21 protein-coding genes and 1 pseudogene are annotated in these 23,727 nt (G+C 42.1%); 19 read left to right on the top strand and 3 right to left on the bottom strand.

Going from position 1 to position 23,727, the window contains the following annotated elements:
* Positions 1-202: 202 nt before the first annotated feature.
* The 3 genes from DY200_RS06420 to DY200_RS06410 all read right to left on the bottom strand — a co-directional run bounded on the left by DY200_RS06420 (position 203) and on the right by DY200_RS06410 (position 3,129).
* On the bottom strand, positions 203-2,353 hold the full coding sequence (locus DY200_RS06420; RefSeq protein ID WP_115587398.1) for a heavy metal translocating P-type ATPase: 2,151 nt from the start codon (positions 2,351-2,353) through the stop codon (positions 203-205).
* Between the two features lie 105 nt (positions 2,354-2,458).
* Complete coding sequence (locus DY200_RS06415) at positions 2,459-2,659, bottom strand: heavy-metal-associated domain-containing protein (protein WP_115587397.1); 201 nt, start codon at positions 2,657-2,659, stop codon at positions 2,459-2,461.
* 17 nt (positions 2,660-2,676) lie between these two features.
* Positions 2,677-3,129 carry a DUF411 domain-containing protein gene (locus tag DY200_RS06410; RefSeq protein ID WP_115587396.1) on the bottom strand — a complete coding sequence of 151 codons (453 nt, stop codon included), beginning with the start codon at positions 3,127-3,129 and terminating at the stop codon, positions 2,677-2,679.
* An 85-nt stretch (positions 3,130-3,214) separates the two neighbouring features.
* On the opposite strand from DY200_RS06410, the gene cueR reads away from it, so the two are divergent.
* From cueR to gorA, 19 genes and pseudogenes are all read left to right on the top strand, one after another.
* On the top strand, positions 3,215-3,601 hold the full coding sequence (gene cueR, locus DY200_RS06405; RefSeq protein ID WP_115587395.1) for a Cu(I)-responsive transcriptional regulator: 387 nt from the start codon (positions 3,215-3,217) through the stop codon (positions 3,599-3,601).
* Positions 3,602-3,733: 132 nt separating this feature from the next.
* Entirely contained in the window at positions 3,734-4,777 is a 1,044-nt protein-coding gene (gene pstS, locus DY200_RS06400) for a phosphate ABC transporter substrate-binding protein PstS (protein WP_115587394.1), read from the top strand.
* Between the two features lie 148 nt (positions 4,778-4,925).
* On the top strand, positions 4,926-5,879 hold the full coding sequence (gene pstC / locus DY200_RS06395) for a phosphate ABC transporter permease subunit PstC (protein WP_115587393.1): 954 nt from the start codon (positions 4,926-4,928) through the stop codon (positions 5,877-5,879).
* Positions 5,879-6,730, top strand: coding sequence for a phosphate ABC transporter permease PstA (gene pstA / locus DY200_RS06390; protein ID WP_115587392.1), 852 nt, complete (start codon positions 5,879-5,881; stop codon positions 6,728-6,730). The genes pstC and pstA overlap by 1 nt, the downstream gene beginning before the upstream one ends.
* 8 nt (positions 6,731-6,738) lie before the next feature.
* Positions 6,739-7,518, top strand: coding sequence for a phosphate ABC transporter ATP-binding protein PstB (gene pstB / locus DY200_RS06385; protein WP_115587391.1), 780 nt, complete (start codon positions 6,739-6,741; stop codon positions 7,516-7,518).
* Between the two features lie 104 nt (positions 7,519-7,622).
* A complete protein-coding gene (gene phoB / locus DY200_RS06380; protein WP_115587390.1) occupies positions 7,623-8,312 on the top strand; it encodes a phosphate regulon transcriptional regulator PhoB in 690 nt (229 codons plus the stop codon).
* Positions 8,312-9,604 carry a phosphate regulon sensor histidine kinase PhoR gene (gene phoR, locus DY200_RS06375; RefSeq protein ID WP_115587389.1) on the top strand — a complete coding sequence of 431 codons (1,293 nt, stop codon included), beginning with the start codon at positions 8,312-8,314 and terminating at the stop codon, positions 9,602-9,604. The genes phoB and phoR overlap by 1 nt, the downstream gene beginning before the upstream one ends.
* Positions 9,605-9,680: 76 nt before the next feature.
* Positions 9,681-11,594: a DNA topoisomerase IV subunit B gene (gene parE / locus DY200_RS06370; RefSeq protein WP_115587388.1), complete on the top strand. Its 1,914-nt coding sequence runs from the start codon at positions 9,681-9,683 to the stop codon at positions 11,592-11,594.
* 195 nt (positions 11,595-11,789) lie between these two features.
* On the top strand, positions 11,790-13,181 hold the full coding sequence (locus DY200_RS06365) for a DASS family sodium-coupled anion symporter (protein WP_115587387.1): 1,392 nt from the start codon (positions 11,790-11,792) through the stop codon (positions 13,179-13,181).
* Positions 13,182-13,499: 318 nt separating this feature from the next.
* Positions 13,500-14,774, top strand: a complete 1,275-nt coding sequence (gene sdcA / locus DY200_RS06360; RefSeq protein WP_115587386.1) for a sodium/C4-dicarboxylate transporter SdcA — start codon at positions 13,500-13,502, stop codon at positions 14,772-14,774.
* Positions 14,775-15,004: 230 nt separating this feature from the next.
* Positions 15,005-16,393: an SLC13 family permease gene (locus tag DY200_RS06355; protein WP_164550517.1), complete on the top strand. Its 1,389-nt coding sequence runs from the start codon at positions 15,005-15,007 to the stop codon at positions 16,391-16,393.
* A 157-nt stretch (positions 16,394-16,550) separates the two neighbouring features.
* Entirely contained in the window at positions 16,551-17,726 is a 1,176-nt protein-coding gene (locus DY200_RS06350; protein ID WP_005612697.1) for a phosphoglycerate kinase, read from the top strand.
* 101 nt (positions 17,727-17,827) lie between these two features.
* Positions 17,828-18,904, top strand: coding sequence for a class II fructose-bisphosphate aldolase (gene fbaA / locus DY200_RS06345; RefSeq protein WP_005598244.1), 1,077 nt, complete (start codon positions 17,828-17,830; stop codon positions 18,902-18,904).
* A 115-nt stretch (positions 18,905-19,019) separates the two neighbouring features.
* Positions 19,020-19,820 (top strand): peptide ABC transporter ATP-binding protein, encoded by an 801-nt coding sequence (locus DY200_RS06340; RefSeq protein ID WP_005598241.1) that lies wholly within the window; start codon positions 19,020-19,022, stop codon positions 19,818-19,820.
* Positions 19,821-19,848: 28 nt separating this feature from the next.
* Entirely contained in the window at positions 19,849-20,553 is a 705-nt protein-coding gene (locus DY200_RS06335; RefSeq protein WP_147290948.1) for an AzlC family ABC transporter permease, read from the top strand.
* Positions 20,553-20,846, top strand: coding sequence for an AzlD family protein (locus DY200_RS06330; protein WP_009875257.1), 294 nt, complete (start codon positions 20,553-20,555; stop codon positions 20,844-20,846). Before DY200_RS06335 ends, DY200_RS06330 begins: the two co-directional genes overlap by 1 nt.
* 162 nt (positions 20,847-21,008) lie before the next feature.
* Positions 21,009-21,647 carry a nitroreductase family protein gene (locus DY200_RS06325; protein WP_115587383.1) on the top strand — a complete coding sequence of 213 codons (639 nt, stop codon included), beginning with the start codon at positions 21,009-21,011 and terminating at the stop codon, positions 21,645-21,647.
* Positions 21,648-21,748: 101 nt separating this feature from the next.
* Positions 21,749-22,267, top strand: a pseudogene (locus tag DY200_RS06320) (TIGR00645 family protein).
* 85 nt (positions 22,268-22,352) lie between these two features.
* Positions 22,353-23,723, top strand: a complete 1,371-nt coding sequence (gene gorA, locus DY200_RS06315) for a glutathione-disulfide reductase (protein ID WP_115587382.1) — start codon at positions 22,353-22,355, stop codon at positions 23,721-23,723.
* The last annotated feature ends 4 nt before the right edge of the window (positions 23,724-23,727 follow it).

The raw sequence follows: 23,727 nt of genomic DNA, 5'->3' as shown, positions 1-23,727 counted from the left end.
CCCCGAATAATATTTCCGAGTTGAACCGTGTATTCCGTGGTTAATTTTTTGCCAAAACCCTAGCACGGCAGAGCCGTACTAGGTTAAGCATAATTCAGCCCTGCTAGGGCTGGAAGTTAGAGAAAATATAGAGCCACAGAGTGGCTCACTCAGCCGAAGGCTGATTGTAACCACGTACGGCTTAGTGCGTGGGGGAAACTAACTACTTCAACAATCTCTGACTATTCAGCACTAGGGTGATAGAAGACATTGTCATCGCAACGGCGGCGATCATCGGGTTGAGCAGCCAGCCGGTAAACGGGTAAAGTACACCGGCGGCAATCGGAATGGCAATCACGTTATACATAAATGCCCCGAGCAAACTTTGCTTCATATTGCGTAAGACTTGTTTGGCAAACGGTAGAATTTGTACTACCGGTATTAAGCCGTGTTGCATCAGCGAGAGATCAGCAGTTTCGACCGCAATATCCGAGCCGTTGTGCATCGCAATTCCCACATTTGCTTGAGCAAGAGCCGGCGCATCGTTAATCCCGTCACCAATCATCGCCACTTTTTTACCTTGTGCTTGTAACTCACGAATTTTATCCGCTTTTTGCTCCGGTAAAACTTCGGCGATCACACCGTCTAAACCGAGTTGTTGCGCGAAATATTCGGCGGTTGATTGGCGGTCGCCGGTAAGCATTAAGCATTGATAACCTTGAGCTTTAAATTTTTCAATCATCGCTTTGGATTCGTCACGCAGCTGATCTTCCACCGACAGAATACCGGCTAATTGTTCATTTACCGCCACAAAAATTTGCGTGGATCGAGAAGCGGTTAAATTCCCGGAAAAATTGACAAACTTCGCATTACCGACTTTGATTTGAGCTTCGCCTAAGTTGGCAACAATCCCCGCTCCTTTAACTACTTGCACGTTTGTAACTTCACAAGCGGTCTGATTTTCAGCAAATTTTACAATCGCTTTGGCAATCGGGTGAGAAGCGTGGACTTCTAAACTTTTTGCCAGTTGCAACACTCGATTCGGCTCGAAACCGTTAAAAGTTTGGATATCCGAAACCGTCATCTCGCCGGTAGTAAGTGTGCCGGTTTTATCGAACACCAGTGTGTCAATTTCAGAACTGGCTTGCAAAGCCTCGATATTCCGTACTAATACGCCGAATTCAGCGGCACGAGCCACGCCGGCAATGGTGGAAAGCGGAATTGCCAAACCGAGCGCACAGGGGCAAGCGATAATTAATACGGTGGTAAAAATCGAGAGGGCAAATGAAAAGTCTTTGCCTAAGAATAGCCAAACTAGACCGCTTATCAACGCAATTGAAACCACAACCGGTACGAAAACACTTGCCACTTTATCGACAAACTGGGCGAGCGGTGGTTTACTTGATTGTGCGTGACGCACGGCATTAATCACACGAGCAAGGGCGGTTTGGCTACCGACTTGTTCGGCAATATAGATACCCGCTCCGTCTTGAATTAGCGTTCCGGCACGTACTTTATCGCCGACTTTTTTCTCAATCGGTAACGCTTCGCCGGTCAGCATTGATTCATCGACCCAAATAGAACCGCTTTCCAATCTGCCGTCCACCGCAAGGCGATCGCCGGTGAGTGCCTGCACACGCATTTCCGGCTTGATGCCTTTGACCGGAATGGTTTGTGTTGCATTATTTTGATCAAAAACGACCGCTTGTTGCGGAGCGAGATCGAGTAATTTTTCTAAGGCAAGTGAGGAACGTTGTTTGGCTTTTAGTTCAAGAAATTTACCAAGATTGATAAAGCCGATAATCATCACGCTGGCTTCATAGTAAACGTGTGCTTGTGGTTGAGGAAAGAGTGTTAGCCAGAAGGAGTAGAGCCAAGCGACACCGGTACTGAGAGCGACTAAGGTGTCCATAGTGGAGGCTTTATTTTTAAGGCTGACCCATGCACCGATAAAGAAATCTTTACCGGCAAAATACATTGTAAATAAGCTGACGGCTGCGGCGATAAACCAATACATTAAATTGGTTGAGTTTGGGATCATACCGATAACCAGTCCCAATACGACTAAGCCGAAACCGACAATTAACGCCATAATAAATTGCCATTTTTTATGGCTTAAAGTGCGCTGGGTTTGGGCTTGTTGTTTGGCTCGGCGTTCTTGTTCGCTTTCTAAAATCCCCGCACCGAAACCGATTTTTTCGACCGCTTGCACCATTGCCTGAGGATCAGCTTCGCCTTGTACAAATGCGGTTTGATCGGCAAGATTGACCGAAGCAAAAGTGACGCCGTCCACTTTCATCAAGATTTTTTCAACCCGACGCACGCAAGCGGCACAGTGCATACCGTCAATTAAAAGTTGCTGTTCTTTAGCCATATCGTTTCTTTCCGGTAAGTTTAACCACGGAAATAGTGGTCTTTATATTTTTTTCCCCTCTTTAGTAAAGAGGGGATTTTCTTTGAATACCAATAATGATCAGGATTAAATAACTTCCGCTTCAAAACCAATATCATCAACGGCGGCAATCAGTACGTCTGCGTTAGCGGATCCTTCTACAATCGCTTGTTGCGGATCTAAAGTTACGGTCGCTTTAGTCACGCCTTCTACAGCATTTAAGGCTTTTTCAACGCTTTTTACGCAGTTACCGCAATGTAAGCCGTCAAGTTTGAGTGTAATTGACATTTTGTTTCTCCTAATGATTAGTTGTATGAATTGAAAATGGTGGTTGTGCCGTCTTTTTTAAGTAACAGCACATCATATTTATCTTTATGCCCCATATGTTTCGGCTGATCCATACCCGGCGAGCCAAGCGGCATTTCCGGTACGATTAGACCTACCGCATCAGCCGGTTTTTCTTTGAGTAAACGTTCGATGTCCTGTGCCGGCACGTGACCTTCAATCAAATAACCGTCCACTACCGCACTATGGCAGGCTTGCAACTTGGGTTTTAATTGTAATGTATTGTGTATATGAGCATTGCCGGTGTCATTTGCCGTTACGTTAAAACCGTGCTGTTTTAAATGATCAATCCAAAAGTTACAGCAACCGCAAGTCGGGCTTTTCCATACTTCAATATTATTGACTGCATAAACAAAAGAAGGAGTCGCAAGCATTGCACAAAGTGAAACGGCTTTTAACAGATGAAATTTCATAGTTACCTCATAAAAAAGAATGACGAATACTGAATTTCTTTATATGCTAATCCTTAACCCTAGGTTAAGGTCAAGAGGTAACAGAATGAATATTAGTCAAGCAGCAAAACATACCGAATTATCGGCAAAACAAATTCGGGATTATGAAAAAGCCGGTTTATTGCCGCAAGCAACTCGTTCAAGTAGCGGCTATCGAATTTATTCGGCGGCGGATTTAGAACGGTTACACTTTATTAGTAATGCGCGTAAGGTTGGATTTTCTTTAGTGCAGATCAGCGAATTATTAAAACTAAATGATGATCCGCATCGCACCAGTCGCGAAGTAAAGAAACTTACCGAACAACATATTGAAGAACTTCAGCAGAAAATTACCGATTTACAGCAAATGCTGACATTATTAAAAAGTTGGAGTAAGTCCTGTTGCGGTAACGACAGTCCGGAATGTTCGATATTAAGCGGTTTAAAACGTTAAATTTTTTGCAACCAGTCGGTGTTTTATTATTTTTTAAATTGTCATCAAATCGTCATATTGTTTTTTTAGAATGCGCGTAAACCAAATAATCTATTCCAAACAGCTAGTTCAAACATCAATGAGGAGAACAATATGTTATTGGTAAAAGCAGCTAAAAAATTCGTTGTAATTGGACTTTCATTAGGCGTAATGGCATCAAGCTATGCTGAAACGATTACCGGTGCAGGTGCTTCATTCCCATATCCTATTTATGCGAAATGGGCTTCACTTTATGAGAAAGAAACAGGCAATAAAGTTAATTATCAATCTATCGGTTCCGGCGGCGGTCAGCAACAAATTATTGCAAAAACGATTGATTTCGGTGCGTCGGACGACCCGATGAAAGCGGAATTATTGGATCAACATAAATTGTTACAATTCCCGGCAATTATCGGCGGTACGGTACCGGTGGTAAATTTACCGGAATTTAAAGCGGGTGAATTAAAATTATCCGGTGCGGTATTAGCGGATATTTTCCTCGGTAAAATTACCAAATGGAATGACCCTGCGATTAAAGCGTTGAACGGTTCATTAAATTTACCGGATAAAAGTATTGTTGTAGTACGTCGTTCGGACGGTTCTGGTACAACATTCGGTTGGACTAACTATTTATCAAAAGTGTCACTGGAATGGAAAGAAAAAGTCGGTGAAGGTAAATCGGTTAAATGGCCTACCGGTCAAGGCGGTAAAGGTAATGAAGGTGTAGCCGCTTATGTGAAACAACTTAAATATTCTATCGGTTATGTGGAATATGCTTATGCGAAACAAAATAACTTAGCTTGGGCTTCGTTACAAAACCAAGCGAGTAAATTTGTACAACCGTCACGCGAAAGTTTTATGGCGGCGGCTGCAAATGCGCAGTGGGATAAAGCGAAAGGTATGGGCATTGTGCTAACCAATGAAAGCGGCGATAACTCATGGCCTGTTACGGCGGCAAGTTTTATCCTTGTCCATCAACAAGCGGATAATCCGACCGCAACCAAAGCGGTGTTTGATTTCTTCGATTGGGCATTTGAAAAAGGTAAAAATGCGGCGTCGGAGTTAGATTATGTGCCGTTACCGGATGAAGTAGTTGCTAAAATCAAACAAAAATGGCAAAACGAAGTAAAAGATAAAGACGGTAAAGCGGTTCGCTAATCGTTAAATAAGAAATAAGCGGTTGAATTTGAAGTGTTTTTTGTAAACTTTAGATTCAGCCGCTTTTGTTTTTGTGTGACGGCAATGTCATAAAACTGTCATATTCTTTTTTTAAAATAAGCACCAAGATAAAACATTGGAGTTTTTTATGTCGAATATTCATAAACCGGGCTGTTTAAATCATCCTTTAGCGGAAGGGTTATTTAAGCATACAACACAATTTTTTGCTTGGATTGTCTTTGCGATGTTGGCAGCCATTTTGATTTCATTAGTTATTGGCAGCTGGGATTCATTAACACGCTTTGGTCTAAGTTTCTTATGGACAAACGATTGGGATCCGATTAATGAGAATTTCGGTGCGCTGGTACCGGTTATCGGTACTTTGATTTCTGCGTTAATCGCGTTATTGATTGCTGTACCGATTTCTTTCGGAATTGCGGTTTTTTTAACGGAACTTGCACCGGAATGGTTGAAACGGCCGATTGGCGTAGCGGTAGAAATGTTGGCTGCGATTCCTTCGATTATCTACGGTATGTGGGGCTTATTCGTCTTTGTACCGCTGTTCCAAGAATATATTCAACCGACTTTAATTGAAGTATTGGGCGATTTACCGCTGATCGGCGTGTTATTTTCCGGTGCGCCTTTCGGTATCGGGCTGTTTACCGCAGGACTTGTGCTGGCGATTATGATTATTCCTTACATAGCTTCAATGATGCGAGAAGTATTCGGCGTAGTTCCGCCGATGTTGAAAGAAAGTGCGTACGGCTTAGGTTCAACTACTTGGGAAGTGGTATGGAAAATCGTCTTGCCTTACACCAAAGCCGGTGTGGTCGGCAGTATGATGTTAGGACTCGGACGCGCATTGGGTGAAACGATGGCGGTCACTTTCGTAATCGGTAATGCATTTAACTTACCTGAATCACTCTTCTCACCGTCCGCTTCAATCGCTTCATCAATTGCGAATGAATTTAATGAGGCGACCGGATTACAAAAATCGGCATTGATGGAATTAGGTTTAATCTTATTCTTAATTACTACGGTCGTACTCAGTATTTCTCGCTTAATGATTTTAAGAATGACCCAAAAAGAAGGAAAGAAATAATGTATCGTAATAAAAACGGGCGTTTTTACCGCCGTAAATGTGTAAACAAAGTTATGCTCTCGGGTTCTTTCTTTGCGGTCGGGTTCGGGCTGTTTTGGCTAGGTTGGATTTTATTTACCCTAATTCATAAAGGAATTCCGGAACTCTCTTTAAGCCTGTTTACCTTACCGACGCCGGCACCGAATGAAACTGGCGGTTTAAGTAATGCGATTATGGGTTCCTTTATGATGTTGGTTTTCGCCACTTTAATCGGTACGCCGGTAGGTATTTTAGCCGGTACTTACTTAGCCGAATACGGACGTTACAGTAAGTTGGCAAAAGTTACCCGCTTCCTTAACGACATTTTACTTTCGGCACCGTCGATTATTATCGGTTTATTTATCTATGCGATTTACGTTTCGCATGTGAAGCATTATTCAGGTTGGGCGGGTTCTTTTGCGCTCGCTATTTTAGTGATTCCGGTGGTCGTACGTACTACCGACAGTATGCTGAATCTGATTCCGAATAACTTACGTGAAGCCGCTGTGGCATTAGGTTGTCCGCAATGGCGTATGATTACGATGGTTTGTTATAAAGCGGCTCGTTCAGGGATTATTACCGGGGTGTTATTGGCGGTGGCGCGTATTTCGGGGGAAACCGCACCGTTATTATTTACCGTACTTTCAAACCAATTCAGCTCGCTGGATATGAACGCACCGATGGCAAACTTACCGGTGGTCATTTATCAATATGCGGCAAGTCCGTTCCAAGATTGGAATAGCCTTGCTTGGGCTGGCGCAACATTAATTACCGGGTTTGTGTTATGTATAAATATTCTCACCCGTATCTTTTTCAAACCGAAACAACAATAGGAAATGCAATGAGTAACGAATTAATTTCACTACAAGACACTAAAATCGCCATCAATAACTTAGACTTTTTCTACGGTGATTTTCATGCCTTAAAAAATATCAATTTGCGCATTGCGAAAAATAAAGTTACCGCATTTATCGGCCCTTCCGGCTGCGGTAAATCAACTTTATTACGTACCTTAAACCGAATGTATGAACAATATCCGAACCAAAGTGCGCAAGGGGAAATCCTGTTTGAAGGTGAAAACTTATTAACGACCGAAACCGATATTGCATTAATTCGAGCTAAAATCGGTATGGTTTTCCAAAAACCGACTCCGTTCCCGATGTCAATTTATGATAATGTAGCGTTTGGTATCCGTTTATTTGAAAAGTTACCGAAATCGGAATTAAATGATCGTGTCGAATGGGCATTAACCAAAGCCGCATTGTGGAACGAAGTGAAAGATAAATTAAATCAAAGCGGCGACAGCTTATCCGCCGGCCAGCAACAGCGTTTATGTATTGCACGCGGTATTGCGGTAAAACCGGAAGTGTTATTGTTAGACGAACCCTGTTCGGCGCTCGACCCGATTTCAACCATGAAAATAGAAGAATTGATCAGCGAGTTGAAACACGATTATACGGTGGCGATTGTGACCCATAATATGCAACAGGCGGCTCGTTGCTCGGATTACACCGCTTATATGTATTTAGGCGAATTAGTCGAATTTGGTGAAACCAAACAAATTTTCGATAAACCGAAATTCCAACGTACCGAAGATTACATTCGAGGTAGAATGGGTTAATTTCACTAAAATGAATCGACGCAAGCGGTCGGATTTTGCTAAAATTTTGCAAATTTTTAGTGGAATTTGACCGCTTATTCGCAGCAAAGGATTAGGAGCATAAGATGAATGAGAAAATTCTGGTTGTTGAAGATGAAAGAGCTATCCGAGAAATGATCTCTCTGTTTTTACTACAGCAAAATTATCAGGTGCTTGAAGCCGAGGATTATCAAAGCGCGGTTAAAAAACTAAGCGATAAACCGAAGTTAATCTTATTGGATTGGATGTTACCGGGGCGTTCGGGTATTCAATTTATTCAATATTTAAAAAAATCGGAAGAAACCGCACAAATTCCTATCTTAATGCTCACCGCTCGTAGTTCGGAAGACGATTGTATTACTTGCCTAAATACCGGTGCGGACGATTATGTGACCAAACCCTTCTCGCCAAAAGTGTTAATTGCCCGAATCGAAGCCTTACTTAGACGAACCTATCAAAATAACGATATTATCAATATTGACGATTTAGTTTTGGATCAAAATGCCAAACGTGTCACTTTTCAGAAAAAAGAAATTAGCTTAAGCAGTACCGAATATAAATTACTACACTTTTTTATGACCCATCCGGAAAAAGTCTATAGCCGAGAACAGTTACTGGATTTTGTTTGGGGCAACGATATTTATGTGGAAGACAGAACGGTCGATTCTTATATTCGCCGGTTAAGAAGAAGTTTGGAACCCTGCGGTTTCGAGCGTTATGTACAAACGGTTCGCGGATCCGGTTATCGTTTTTCCAACCATTTTCAGGATAACTAATGAAAAAATTTAGCCTTTCTTTCAAGCATTTTTTTATTGAAGCGATTCTTGCCGTGGCAACCGCTTTTCTATTCAGCTTATTTGCTTGGGATTTCCTGACTTGGTTCGTGTTGATTTTAGTGCTGCTATTGGTTTGGTATCATTATAACGAACAACGTTTATTACACCTGATTGATCCGAATCGTGATAGCAGTCGCAAAGTATTAACGACATGGGAGCATATTTCTCAAACCGTGGCTTTTTATCAAAAACGTAATCGTCGCGAGAAAATCAAAACCTTACGCTTACTCTCGAAATTAAATCGAAATATTCAATATTTGCCGGACGGTATCATTATTTGTCGCCATGACGGTACTATTTTATGGTGTAACAACGCTTCGCAAGAAATCTTAAAGTTTTATTGGGATAAAAAGCTGGAAAAAAGCGTGTTTAACGTGATTTTTTATGAAGAGTTTAAAAAATATTTTCATCAACATAAGAGAAACAGACCGCTTGTCTTAATGGACAGTGACGGGCGATATATCGAATTTCATTTAAACGATTATGACAGCGAAAGTTATTTAATTATTGCGCGTGACGTGACGCAAATGATTCGCTTATTACATTCCAGACAAACGTTCTTAACCAATATGAACCACGAATTGCGCACGCCGCTGACCGTATTACGAGGTTATTTGGAATTATTGGAAGGGCAAGCGAAAACCGAGTTACAACAAAAAAGTATTCATGCGATGCAATCCCAAGCGAAACGGATGGGAAATTTATTGGATCAGCTTAATTTATTGGCAAAAATTGAGACGTCTTCCAGTAAAGAACATTATGTGGTTGAAATGTCGGCGATGATTTCCGCTTTACAAAAAAATGCGGATTTTTTAAATCAGAGCAAGCAACAAATTATTTTTAATATCACGCCGAATATTACCGTATTAGGTGATGAAATCCAGTTGCAAAGTGCAGTTTCCAACTTGATTTACAATGCGGTTAAACATGCCGGTGACGGTGCGACCATTGAGGTGGATTGGCATTGGTGTGAAGAAGGGGCGGAATTTAGCGTCAGAGATAACGGTATCGGTATTGAAGACGAGCATTTACCGCATTTAACCGAGCGTTTTTATCGAGTGGACGAGTCGCGCAGCAATCAAACCGGCGGCAGCGGCTTAGGTTTGGCGATTGTTAAATATGCGTTGGAACAACACAGCTCGCAGTTACAAATTAAAAGTGAATTCGGCAAAGGCAGCCGGTTTAGCTTTATCATCAAAAAATCGCTGCTTGGTGAAACAAAAAATCATTAAAACAGTATTTTTTACTCAACAAATCGTGAATTTGCCAGTAAAATGCCTGTTTTTATGTCCATAAAGAGAGCCAGTCATGTCTGATAAACGCTACGGTGCCGATGAAATTACCGTTTTAAAAGATCTTGAACCCGTCCAACTTCGTCCCGGAATGTACACCGATACTACTCGTCCGAATCATTTAGGGCAGGAAGTTATCGATAACAGTGTCGATGAAGCGTTATCCGGCTACGCCTCTCAAATTGATGTGATCCTGCATGCGGATAATTCGTTGGAAGTGATTGATAACGGCCGAGGAATGCCGGTTGATATCCACTCTACCGAAAAAATTTCCGGTGTGGAATTGATTATGACCAAACTGCATGCAGGCGGTAAATTTTCCAATAAAAATTACACCTTCTCGGGCGGTTTACACGGGGTAGGGATCTCGGTGGTAAACGCCCTTTCGCAACGGGTGGAAATCAAAATTAAGCGTAACGGCGAAATTTATACGATTGCCTTTGAAAACGGGGTAAAAGTCGAAGAATTAACCGTGATTGGCAGCTGTCCGAAAAAACAAACCGGTACGACCGTTCGTTTCTATCCTAACCCGAAATACTTTGATTCGCCGAGATTCTCGGTCAGCCGTTTACGCCATTTATTGCGTGCGAAAGCGGTGCTTTGCCCGAAATTAACCATCAATTTTGTCGATCATATCAATAATAATAGCGAAACGTGGTATTACGAAGACGGTTTATCAGACTATTTAAGCGAAGCGTTAAAAGAATTCGAATGTTTACTGAATCCGCCGTTTATCGGCGATGTCACATCCGAAACTGAAGCGGTAAGCTGGGCGTTAACTTGGTTGCCGGAAGGCGGTGAGTTAGTTGCCGAGAGTTATGTGAACTTAATCCCGACCGCACAAGGCGGTACGCACGTAAACGGTTTACGTAACGGCTTATTAAAAGCAATGGTGGAATTCTGCGAAATTCATAATTTACTGCCGAAAAGCGTGAAATTAACCGCCGATGACGTGTGGAATCGCTGCGCTTATGTGCTTTCGTTGAAAATTCAAGAACCGCAATTTGCAGGGCAAACCAAAGAGCGTCTTTCCTCTCGTCAGGCTTCAAGCTATGTGGATAGCACAATTAAAGATGCGTTCAGTTTATGGTTAAACCAAAACGTGCAAACCGGTAAATTGATTGCCGAAATGGCGATCTCATCGGCGCAAAGTCGTTTACGTGCGGCGAAAAAAGTAGTGCGTAAAAAGTTAGTGAGCGGCCCCGCATTACCGGGCAAATTGGCCGATTGTACCTCGCAAGATTTAAGCCGTACCGAGTTGTTCTTAGTGGAAGGGGATTCTGCCGGCGGTTCGGCGAAACAGGCGCGTGATAAAGATTATCAAGCGATTTTGCCGTTACGAGGTAAAATTCTGAATACTTGGGAAGTGTCTTCCGATCAAGTGCTTGCCTCTCAAGAAGTTCACGATATTGCGGTAGCACTTGGGATTGATCCGGATAGCGATAGTTTAGAGGAATTGCGTTACGGTAAGGTATGTATTCTCGCCGATGCGGATTCGGACGGTTTACATATTGCAACTTTATTATGTGCATTATTCTTGCGCCACTTCCCGAATTTAGTCAAAAACGGCCACGTTTATGTGGCAATGCCGCCGCTTTATCGGATTGATATCGGTAAAGACGAAGTACATTACGCGCTTGATGAAGCGGAAAAAGAAGCGATTTTAGCCCGCTTAGCCAAGAAAAAAGGTAAACCGAACGTACAGCGTTTTAAAGGTTTGGGGGAGATGAACCCGAGCCAATTACGTGAAACCACAATGGATCCGAGTACGCGTCGTTTAGTGCAACTGACATTGGATGAGTTGGATACAACCGAAGAAAACGAGCCGAATACCTTTGAAATTATGGATATGTTACTGGCGAAGAAACGTGCGGAAGACCGTAAACAATGGCTACAAAATCGAGGCGATGAGGCGGAATTAAGCGTTTAATTTGATAGAATATTCAAGCGGTCGGTTTTTTTAGATTTTTTGCAAAAATATGCTGAAAAACGACCGCTTGTATTTATGTGAATTTCGTTAAAAATTTTTTGAAGAAGTTCACATTTTTATAACATTTTTATTTTTTTCTGAATAATTTTAGGTATAGTGCAAGCTACTCTTTAACCTAACGATAATGGTGTTCTTATGGGAAGCAATTCAACTCCGTCAAACAAAGCGAGTATGCGTAACGGCATAATTTTTCTCGCCGATGTTGTGCTCTTTTTTATTTTATTAAGTACCTTACCTTTTGCGCCTGAAGCGAATAAAGGCTTGGCTTTATTAGTTTTTGTAGCGATTTTATGGCTAACGGAAGCGTTACACGTTACGGTAACCGCACTACTTATTCCGATTCTGTCGGTGGCTTTAGGTTTGGTGAAATCGAAAGAGGCGTTGGTCGCTTTTGCCGATCCGACCATTTTCCTTTTCTTCGGTGGTTTTGCCCTAGCGACCGCATTACATATTCAGAAGCTTGACCGCTTGATTGCCAATAAGATTATGGCACTTTCAAGAGGTAAACTTTCCGTAGCGGTTTTATATTTATTCTTAGTTACGGCATTCCTTTCGATGTGGATGAGTAATACCGCAACAGCGGCGATGATGTTACCGCTTGCGATGGGGATTTTAAGCAAACTTGATCAGAAAGAAGATCATAATACTTATGTGTTCGTGTTACTCGGTATTGCGTACAGTGCAAGTATCGGCGGTATGGGGACGTTAGTCGGCAGTCCGCCGAATGCGATTGTAGCTTCACAACTCCATTTAACCTTTGCCGATTGGATGAAATACGGCTTACCAATCATGCTTATTTTAATGCCGTTAATGCTCGGTACGCTTTATATAGTATTTAAACCGAGATTTAACGTGCAATTCGAACAATCGTTCGAAGTCATTGAATTGGATAAAAAACGTATTCTTACTTTAGTGATTTTCGTATTAATCGCATTAAGTTGGGTATTCAGCTCCTACTTAAATCCGCTCTTATCCGAATTACTCGGTTTAAAAGGTAAGATCGGCAGCTTTGACAGTATGGTGGCAATGGTAGCGGCTGCGCTGATTTGTATTACCGGTATTGCAAGTTGGCAACAAATCCAAGAAGGTACGGAATGGGGCGTATTGTTCCTATTCGGCGGCGGCTTGACCTTAAGCAGCGTATTAGGTCAAACTGGTGCAAGTAAGATTATGGCGGACGGCATCGTTAGCTTAATCGAAGGCGGTCACTATTATGTTATCGGCTTAATCGTTGCGGCGTTCATTATTTTCTTAACCGAATTTACCTCCAATACGGCAAGTGCGGCGTTATTAGTGCCAATCTTTATCTCTATCGCTCAGGCGTTAAATGTAGAGCCGCTTGGATTAGCGTTAATTATCGGTTTAGGGGCGTCTTGTGCCTTTATGTTACCGGTGGCGACACCGCCGAATGCTATCGTATTCGGTACGGGGCAAGTTAAACAGAGTGAAATGGTTAGAGCCGGTTTCTGGTTGAACATCCTATGTGTATTTGTAATTGCGACCGTGGGATATTTCTTCTGGCGTTAATTTTAAAGGGAAGTAGAATTCAGAACTTAAATGAATTTTAAATAACTAAACGGAATAAAAAAGGTGCGTTTGTTAGAACTAACAAAATGCACCTTTTTTTATTTGTATTTTATTTGTAATGGAAATTATTGAGCATTTTTTGCTATGTTTTGTATTATTTATGTGAAAAACGATTGAAATTTGTTTGATCTAATTCATATAAGTGACATTTATTTTGCACGGGAATAACCTTTTCAGGTAGATTATAGCTTACTTTGGAATAAGAAATATGTATCGTATTCTAATTCGCTATATTCAAAACTTATGATAGGAGCCTTTATGACCCCGAGTGCAATTACACTCTGCTTTTTAGTATTTGCGATCGTGATGTTTGCTTTAGAGAAATTGCCTCTCGCGGTGACCGCAATGATTGTCACCGTCGGTTTAGCGATTACCGGCGTATTACCTGCCAAAGACGCCTTTTTAGGCTTTGTCGATACTAATGTGATTTTGTTTGTTGCGATGTTTGTCATCGGCGGAGCATTATTTGAAACCGGTATGGCGAATAAAATTGGCGGAGTGGTCAGCAAGTTTGCTAAAAGCGAACGCCAACTTATGGTGGTATTGATGGTGATCACCGGCTTAATGTCGGGCGTTCTATCAAATACGGGAACGGCGGCGATTTTAATTCCTGTCATTTTAGGTATTGCAACCAAATCGGGTTTTGCTCGTTCGAGATTATTAATGCCGATGGCATTCGCTTCGACATTAGGCGGAAATTTGTCGTTAATCGGTTCGCCGAATAATCTTGTCGTTCAAGGTGTGTTAGCGCAAACCGGTCTGAAATTCGGTTTTTTTGAATATGCGAAAATCGGTTTACCTCTTTTAATCGTCGGTGTTCTTTATTTTGTGTTTATCGGTTATCGTTTTTTACTTAAACAATTGAATACGCATGTGGAACAAGAGGAATACAATGCATTCCATAACCACCACAATCATATTCCGAGATGGAAGCAATGGGTTTCCCTTGTCGTCTTATTAGCGACGTTACTTGCGATGGTATTTGAAGACGCTATCGGGATCAAACTGTATATTTCCGCTTGCGTCGGCGCATTAATTCTGGTCATTATGCGCGTGATTACCGAGAAGCAGGCGTATCAGGCGATTGATAGCCAAGTAGTATTCCTTTTTGCCGGCACTTTGGCATTGGCTGACGCTTTACAACGTACCGGCGCCGGTGCGGATATCGCGCATTCCATTTTAGGGTTATTGGGTGATCATCCGAGTGCCAACGCGCTTCTGTTTACCATTTTGTTATTGAGTTGCTTATTGACTAACTTTATGTCTAATACGGCGACTGCCGCATTGCTCGCTCCGATAGGACTTTCGATTGCTAATTCGTTAGGGGCTGATCCGAGAGCGGTATTAATGGCGATTGTAGTCGGTTCTTCTTGTGCATTTGCAACGCCAATCGGTACGCCGGCGAATACGATGATTCTTTCCGTCGGTCATTACCGATTCGCTCATTATGCAAGAGCGGGCGTACCGTTAATTGCGATTACTATCGCCGTAAGTATGGTGTTATTACCGATATTGTTCCCGTTCTTCTCTTAGTGCGGTAACTCTAACAGATTAAATAAGCGGTTGAATTTTCATAAGAACTTGCAAGGTTTTTCGGAAATTTAACCGCTTTTTCTTTCACTATATAAAGTTGTAAAAAATTGTTAATAAATTGATAAATTTCATTGTTTCTGATATATACCCTATTTACTTTTGCAGAAAATCGGTTATTGTCGAATTTAGAGTCTAAAAAGACCGATATGCAAACAATTAGAGGTGTTATTATGTCAAAAACTACAAAGAGCCCTATGCGGGGCGTTATTATCTTGACGCTCGATTTAATTTTGTTTTTTCTCTTGTTGAAATGGTTACCTTTTTCTCCGCAAGAAAATAGAGGATTGGCATTGTTAATTTTTGTCGGCATACTTTGGCTGACGGAAGCGTTTAATATTACGGTTACCTCTCTTATGGTACCTATCTTCGCCATCTTCCTGAACGTCTTATCCACTAAAGCGGCTTTCGCACCTTTTTCCGAACCTATCATCTTTATGTTTTTTGGCGGCTTTGTTATTGCTGCCGTCTTAAATATCCATCAAATCGATCTTTGGATTGCCAACCACGTAATACGGTTAGCGAAAGGCAATTTAAAACGCACCATCATTTACTTATTTGCGGTAACCGCCGGGCTTTCTCTTTTTATTAATAACACCGCAGTTGCCGCTTTGATGTTGCCGCTTTCGTTAGGAATCCTGCATCAATTGGATTTTAAGGAACATCGTAAAATCTACGTTTTCGTATTACTTGGTATTGCGTTCAGCTCCAGTATCGGCGGGATGGGAACGGTCGTCGGCTCGGCACCGAATGCGATTTTGGCTTCATATATTAAAGTATCTTTCTCAGAATGGCTCGCTTATGGGATGCCGGTTGCAATTCTATTAATGATTTCAATGGTCATTGCATTACTTGCGGTACTTCGCCCGAATTTTAACGTGCCGTTTGAAGCGAAAGTGGAAAATATTCCATTAACGCCTAAACGTTTAACTACGTTGGTTGTATTTTGTGTTACGGCGATTTTATTAACTTTCAGTAGTGCGATTGAACCGATTGTACGCCAAGTCTTAGAACTAAAAGAATCGATTAAAAGTTTCGATGCGGTGATTGCTATGGTTGCGGTTGTCGTGCTTTGTATTACCAATACTGCGACATGGTCGCAAATTCAAGAACGTGCCGAATGGGGCGTATTAATGCTATTCGGCGGCGGTTTGACTCTTGGTATCGTGTTGAAAGATACCGGTGCGAGTAAAATTTTGGCGGACGGTATCGTAAACTATATCGGTAATAAACATTGGTTGATTATGACTGTTTCGATGGCGGCCTTTATTGTCTTCTTAACCGAGTTCACGTCTAATACGGCTAGTGCGGCGTTGATGATGCCGATTTTTATTTCCGTCGCCAATTCACTTGGCTTGCCGCCGATTTCATTGGCGGCGATTATCGCTTGCGGTGCGTCTGCCGCTTTTATGTTGCCGATTGCTACGCCGCCGAATGCGATTGTGTTTGCAACAGGCTATATTAAGCAAAGCGAAATGGTTAAAGTCGGGCTGATTCTGAATTTATTATGTGTTGCGATTTTAGGCTGTATGTCATATTTCTTCTGGACGACATGGTGGTAAAAGCTCCATTTGGAGCGTTTTGGGCGGTTTAAGCGGTTCAAAATCGATGGTTTTTTGCAAAATTAAGCAAGAATTTGATCTACATTCGCCCAAAATAGGTAGAAAATGATATAATTGCCCTGTTTTATTTTTGAAACTTAAAAAAGAGGAACTTACTATGTCAGTGATTAAAATGGCAGACCTTGATCTTGCCGGTAAACGTTTATTTATCCGTGCCGATTTAAACGTACCGGTAAAAGATGGCAAAGTGACATCTGATGCACGTATCCGTGCAACCATTCCTACCTTAAAATTAGCTTTACAAAAAGGTGCTAAAGTAATGGTGACTTCTCACTTAGGTCGTCCTACTGAAGGTGTATTCGAAGAAGCAAACTCTTTACAACCTGTGGTTGATTACTTAAACGCATCGGATTTAGGCGTACCTGTACGTTTAGTACGCGATTACCTAGACGGCGTTGAAGTTGCGGAAAACGAAATCGTAGTACTTGAAAACGTTCGTATCAACAAAGGCGAAAAGAAAAACGATCCTGAACTTGCGAAAAAATATGCAGCGCTTTGTGACGTATTCGTGATGGATGCATTCGGTACGGCACACCGTGCGGAAGGTTCGACTTACGGTGTTGCGGAATACGCACCGGTTGCTTGTGCGGGTCCTCTATTAGCGGCGGAATTGGATGCGCTAGGTAAAGCCTTAAAAGAACCACAACGTCCGATGTTAGCAATCGTGGGCGGTTCAAAAGTTTCTACTAAATTAACCGTATTAGACAGCCTTTCAAAAATCGCAGACCAATTAATCGTTGGCGGCGGTATCGCAAATACCTTCATTGCTGCGGAAGGTCACCCGGTAGGCAAATCGTTATACGAAGCGGATTTAATTCCTGAAGCGAAACGTTTAGCGGCGGCAACCAATATTCCTGTTCCGGTTGATGTGCGTGTCGGTACCGAATTCTCTGAAATCGCACCGGCAACGGAAAAAGCGGTATCTGAAGTTCAAGCGGACGAATCAATTTTCGATATCGGTGACAAATCTGCAGAAGAATTGGCAAATATCATCAAATCGGCAAAAACCATTCTTTGGAACGGTCCGGTCGGTGTATTTGAATTCCCTAACTTCCGTAAAGGTACCGAAGTGATTTCAAACGCTATCGCAGAAGCGACCGCAAACGGCGCATTCTCGATCGCAGGTGGCGGTGATACCTTAGCGGCAATCGATTTATTCGGTATTGCGGATAAAATTTCTTATATCTCAACCGGCGGCGGGGCCTTCTTAGAATTCGTAGAAGGTAAAGTATTACCGGCGGTCGAAATTTTAGAAAAACGTGCAAACGGCTAATTGATCTTGTGTAGGGGCGTATTGCATACGTCCTAAAACTCTCCATTAAGGGCGTATGTAATACGCCCCTACTGAATCATTTATTTAAAGGAAACTCAAAAATGGCATTATTAGACATCGTAAAACCGGGTGTAGTAACAGGCGATGACGTTCAAAAAGTATTCGCTTACGCTAAAGCAAACAACTTCGCTATCCCTGCGGTAAACTGCGTAGGTTCTGACTCTGTAAATGCGGTATTGGAAACGGCTGCACGCGTAAAATCACCTGTGATTATTCAGTTCTCTAACGGCGGTGCGCAATTCTACGCCGGTAAAGGTATTAAACCGACAAGCGGTACGCGTGCGGATGTTTTAGGTGCGATTGCCGGTGCGAAACACGTTCATTCATTAGCGGAAGAATACGGTGTGCCGGTAATTCTTCATACCGACCATGCTGCGAAAAAATTACTGCCGTGGATTGACGGTTTGTTAGATGCGGGTGAAAAACATTTTGCGGAAACGGGTAAACCGTTATTCTCTTCACATATGATCGATCTTTCGGAAGAACCGATTGAAGAAAATATGGCGATTTGTCGTGAGTATTTAGCGCGTATGGACAAAATGGGTATGACGCTTGAAATCGAAATCGGTATTACCGGCGGTGAAGAAGACGGTGTGGATAACTCTGATGTTGAAGAAGCGAAATTATATACTCAACCTGAAGACGTATTATACGTTTACGATCAATTAAATCCGGTAAGCCCGCGTTTCACCGTTGCGGCGGCATTCGGTAACGTACACGGCGTTTATAAACCGGGTAACGTAAAATTAAAACCTTCTATTTTAGGTGCGTCACAAGAGTTCGTTTCGAAAGAACGTAATCTTCCTGCGAAATCAATCGACTTCGTATTCCACGGCGGTTCAGGTTCAAGCCGTGAAGAAATCCGTGAAGCAATCGGCTACGGTGCGATCAAAATGAACATCGATACCGATACGCAATGGGCTTCTTGGGACGGTATTCTTCAATTCTACAAAGCGAACGAAGCATACTTACAAGGTCAATTAGGTAACCCTGAAGGTCCTGACGCTCCAAATAAAAAATACTACGATCCGCGTGTTTGGTTACGTAAAATGGAAGAATCTATGTCTAAACGCTTAGAACAATCTTTCGAAGACTTAAACTGCGTGAACGTTTTATAATTTCAGATTGTAAAAACTTTAGTAAAAAAGACCGCTTGTTAGCGGTCTTTTTCGTTGATAATTGTATAGGGATAACTGATAATGGTTTTTCCAAATATTCATATTCAATGATCAAATGCCTTTACTTGATATTAAACGTCTGAATAAACATTTTACCGACAGGATCGGTCTGTTTCGTAAGCATGATTTTTATGCGGTAAAAGATGTTTCTTTTACGCTGGAACGGGGCGAAACGATCGCAATTATCGGTGAAAACGGTGCAGGTAAATCGACCTTATCCAAGATGATTGCCGGCATTACCAAGCCTACCTCCGGTGAAATGGTTTTTAAAGGTCAGGCGCTTCATTTCGGCGATTACCGTTTTCGAGCGAAGCATATTCGGATGATGTTCCAAGATCCGAACGATGCTTTCGATCCGAATTATAATGTCGGTCAAATTTTAGATTCTCCTCTGCGTTTAGCGACAAACCTGAATGAAAGCGAACGTAATGATCGAATTTTCAGTACGCTACGTTTAGTCGGTATGTATCCCGAACACGCTTTAATTCCTATTCGCGAAACTTCGAGCAGCCAAAAGCAACGTATCGCTTTAGCGCGAGCCTTGATTCTTTCTCCGGAAATTATTATTGCCGACGATACGCTAAGTACCTTGGATTTTTCGGTTAAAACGCAGCTCACCAATCTAATGCTTAATTTGCAAGAGCGGTTAGGCATTTCGTTTATCTATGTCGGGCAGCATCTCGGCATTATTAAACATATTGCGGATAAACTGATGGTAATGCATGAGGGAGAAGTTATCGAATACGGTTTAACTAAAGACGTCTTGTTAGATCCGCAAAGCCCGATTACGGCACGTTTAATCGAAAGTCATTTCGGCAAAAAATTGACCCCGGAAGCATGGGGCGACTCTTATTAAAATCAATAAAAAATAATCTGATAAAAATATGCAACACAACGAATTTATACGGGGAATCAAAGAAGTATCCCCGATGATGTTCGGTTTTATTCCTTTAGGCTTAGTGTTAGGCGCACAAGCCTCGCAGAAAGGTATGCCGTTTTATGAAATCGGCTTGTTAACCGGACTGAACTTTGCCGGCGGTTCCGAATTCGCCGCCGTGAATCTTTGGACTCATCCGCTTGCTATCGGCGTTATTGTCGCAGTTTCAATGTTAATTAACAGCCGTCATATAATTATGGGGGCAGCGTTGTCACTGTATATGAAAAATATCGGTCGGTTAAAATCGCTGGGCTTACTGTTTTTTATGACGGACGAAGTTTGGGCGATGAACTTGGCGGATGCGCAAAAACGTTCTGAAAAGACAATCAGCATTCCTTATTATATGGGGACGGCACTCAGCCTGTATGTGATGTGGATTAGCTCCAGTATGATCGGCGCTTATATCGGGCCTTTTGTCGGCGATTTGGAAAAATACGGTTTCGATATGTCGTTTACCGCCATCTTTTTAGTGATGCTAAAAGGTATGTGGAAATCGTTTAAATTGGCGCGTCCGTGGTTTGTCAGCTTATTGGTCGCAGGCTTGGTTTATCACACGATAGACGGTGCTTGGTATGTGCTTGCGGGCGCATTATCCGGTATTTTATCCGCTTATTTTTGGCATAGGGGAGAGAATAAGGGAGAAACATTATAATGGAATGGAGTGTTTTTCTTACGATAGTGTTAATGTCTTTTTCTACCTATCTGACGCGAGTTCTCGGTTTTCTGGTGCTACGTAACCGAAAATTAAGCCGAACGACCGAAAAAGTGATGGAAGCGGTACCCGGTTGCGTGTTAATTTCTGTAATTGCTCCGATCATAATGTCCGGCGATCTTGCCAATACGTTAGCGGTGATTATCACCTGTTTGGTGATGATGAAATTTTCGTTATTTCCGACCGTCGTGATTTCTATCGTTTCAACCGGCATATTGCGAGCAATCTTTTAGTTGAGCAAGCGGTTAAATTTGCAAATTTTTTAGCGAATTTAACCGCTTGTTGTATTTTTGATCTAGTGCATAAAAAGTGTTAAATACCTCATTTAGACTATTTCTCTTTAGATTGGCTAAACGTACACTGGTATAAATAATAATCTATAGAAGGAATGAAAAATGGAACTGAAAAATGTGATTCAGCAACGAAAAACCGTCAAAGTTTTTAATCCGAATGTAAAAATAGAACGCCAAGAATTAGAGGAAATGTTAGGCTTGGCACAGCTTGCGCCGTCTAAAGCAAATTTGCAACCGTGGCGTTTTGTCGTGGTGGACGATGTAGAACAGAAAAGTAAATTACTCGGCTCGGTTGCCTTCAACGTACCGCCTTGTGAAACGGCTTCTGCGGTGATTCTCGTATTAGCGGATTTACAATATCATCTGCTACTGGACGATATTTTGGATCGCTCGATTGAGACCGGTTGCTTACATCAACAATTTAAACAACGTTCATTGGATTTTCTCCTTAGCGTACATAATGCGGCAACCGAACAGGATATTCGCGACCAAGTGGTTACCGATACCAGTTTAGCCGCCATGCAATTAATGTTAATTGCCAAAGATAAAGGTTATGATACCCATGCTATCGGTGTATTTGACCGTCCAGCGGTATTAGCCGCACTTGAGGTGGATGCGGAGCGTTATTTACCGGTGATGCTATTAGCGATTGGTAAGGCGGCAACGGCGGCACTGCCGAGCAGTCGTTTACCGCTCGAATATACCGTTGCTTGGAATAGCGGGCAGGGCTTTAAAAAGTAATTGTAATATTTGTTAAACAAGCGGTCTGATTTCTTAAAACTTTTGCAAAAAGTTGCTAAAATTAGACCGCTTTTTTAGTGCTATTTTATATTTGAGGAAGTATGCAACCTGTTAATAATTCGATTTTAAGTAAGATTATTTTTGCCAGCCGTTGGTTACAATTGCCGATTTATTTAGGCTTAATCGTAGTGCAAGGTATCTATGCTTATAAGTTTATGAAATCGCTCTATAACTTAATCGTTAATCTCGGCGTAATGGATGAAAACACCATTATGCTAACGGTGTTAAACTTAATTGACGTAGTAATGATTGCTAACCTCTTAATTATGGTGATTGTCGGCGGTTACGAAACGTTTGTTTCGAGATTAAGAGTGGATGATCATCCGGATCAACCCGAATGGCTTAACCATGTAAACGCTTCGGTACTAAAAGTGAAATTGGGGATGTCAATCATCAGTATTTCATCGATTCATTTGCTATAAACCTTTATTAATGCCGGTAATTTGGATGAAAAAACTATGCAATGGCAGGTGATTATTCACGTAACTTTCTTAATTTCGGCGGTGGCAATGGCTTATACCGATAAAATCTCCCACTCGGTTACGACAAAACATCATTAAATCTATCACAATAATTTAATGCATTTTTACCAAAAGCGGTTAGAATTGAACCGCTTTTATTCTTTATTTATGTAGGAAAAGGATTATGACTAAACACTATGATTATCTAGCGATTGGCGGTGGTAGCGGCGGTATCGCCTCTATTAATCGAGCGGCAAGCTACGGCAAAAAATGTGCGATTGTTGAAGCGAAGCATTTAGGCGGGACTTGCGTAAATGTCGGTTGTGTACCGAAGAAAGTAATGTTCTACGGTGCGCATATCGCCGAAGCGATTAATAGCTATGCGCCGGATTACGGTTTCGACGTAACGGTGAATAATTTTGATTTCGTAAAATTAATTGAGAGTCGTGAAGCCTATATTTCTCGTATTCACACTTCATATAACAACGTATTAGCAAAAAATAACGTCGATGTATTAAACGGTTTCGCAAAATTTGTGGACGCGAAAACGGTTGAAGTGACTTATGCGGACGGTAGCTCCGAGCAAGTGACGGCGGATCATATTTTAATTGCGACCGGCGGTCGTCCGTCTATTCCGGCAATTAAAGGTGCGGAATACGGGATTGATTCGGACGGTTTCTTCGCATTGCGCGAAGTGCCGAAACGTGTTGCGGTAGTCGGTGCCGGTTATATTGCGGTTGAAATTGCCGGCGTATTGAACAGCTTAGGTTCCGAAACGCATTTATTTGTACGCCAACACGCACCGTTACGTATGCAAGACCCGTTAATTGTCGATACGTTGTTAGAAGTCTTGGCGCAAGACGGTATCACGCTACATACTCAAGCGATTCCGCAAGAAGTATGTAAAAATGCCGACGGTTCGTTAGTATTAACCTTAGCGGACGGACGTGAAGCTACGGTTGATTGCTTAATTTGGGCAATCGGTCGTGAACCGGCGTGCGATAAAATCAATCTTGATGCGGTAGGCGTAAAAACTAACGCGAAAGGTCAGATTATTGTCGATAAATTCCAAAATACTAATGTACCGAATGTTTATGCAGTCGGCGATATTATCGAAGGCGGGATTGAATTAACACCGGTTGCGGTAGCTGCCGGTCGTCGTTTATCCGAACGTTTATTTAACAATAAACCGAACGAACATTTGGATTACAATTTAGTACCGACCGTTATCTTTAGCCATCCGCCGATCGGTACGGTCGGCCTAACCGAGCCGCAAGCGATTGAACAATACGGTGCGGAGAATGTGAAAGTCTATAAATCTTCGTTTACCGCGATGTACACCGCTGTGACTCAACATCGCCAGCCATGCCGTATGAAATTAGTGTGTGTCGGTAAAGACGAAAAAGTAGTCGGTTTACACGGTATCGGTTTCGGTGTGGACGAAATGATTCAGGGCTTTGCGGTAGCGATCAAAATGGGTGCAACCAAAGCCGATTTTGATAACACCGTAGCCATTCATCCGACCGGTTCGGAAGAGTTTGTGACGATGCGCTAAGTAT

The organism is Actinobacillus lignieresii, from assembly GCF_900444945.1.
In the GTDB taxonomy this organism is placed as follows: Bacteria; Pseudomonadota; Gammaproteobacteria; order Enterobacterales; family Pasteurellaceae; genus Actinobacillus; species Actinobacillus lignieresii.
Note: the sequence above shows the minus strand (reverse complement) of the source record. Positions and strands in the feature narration are given on the sequence as shown.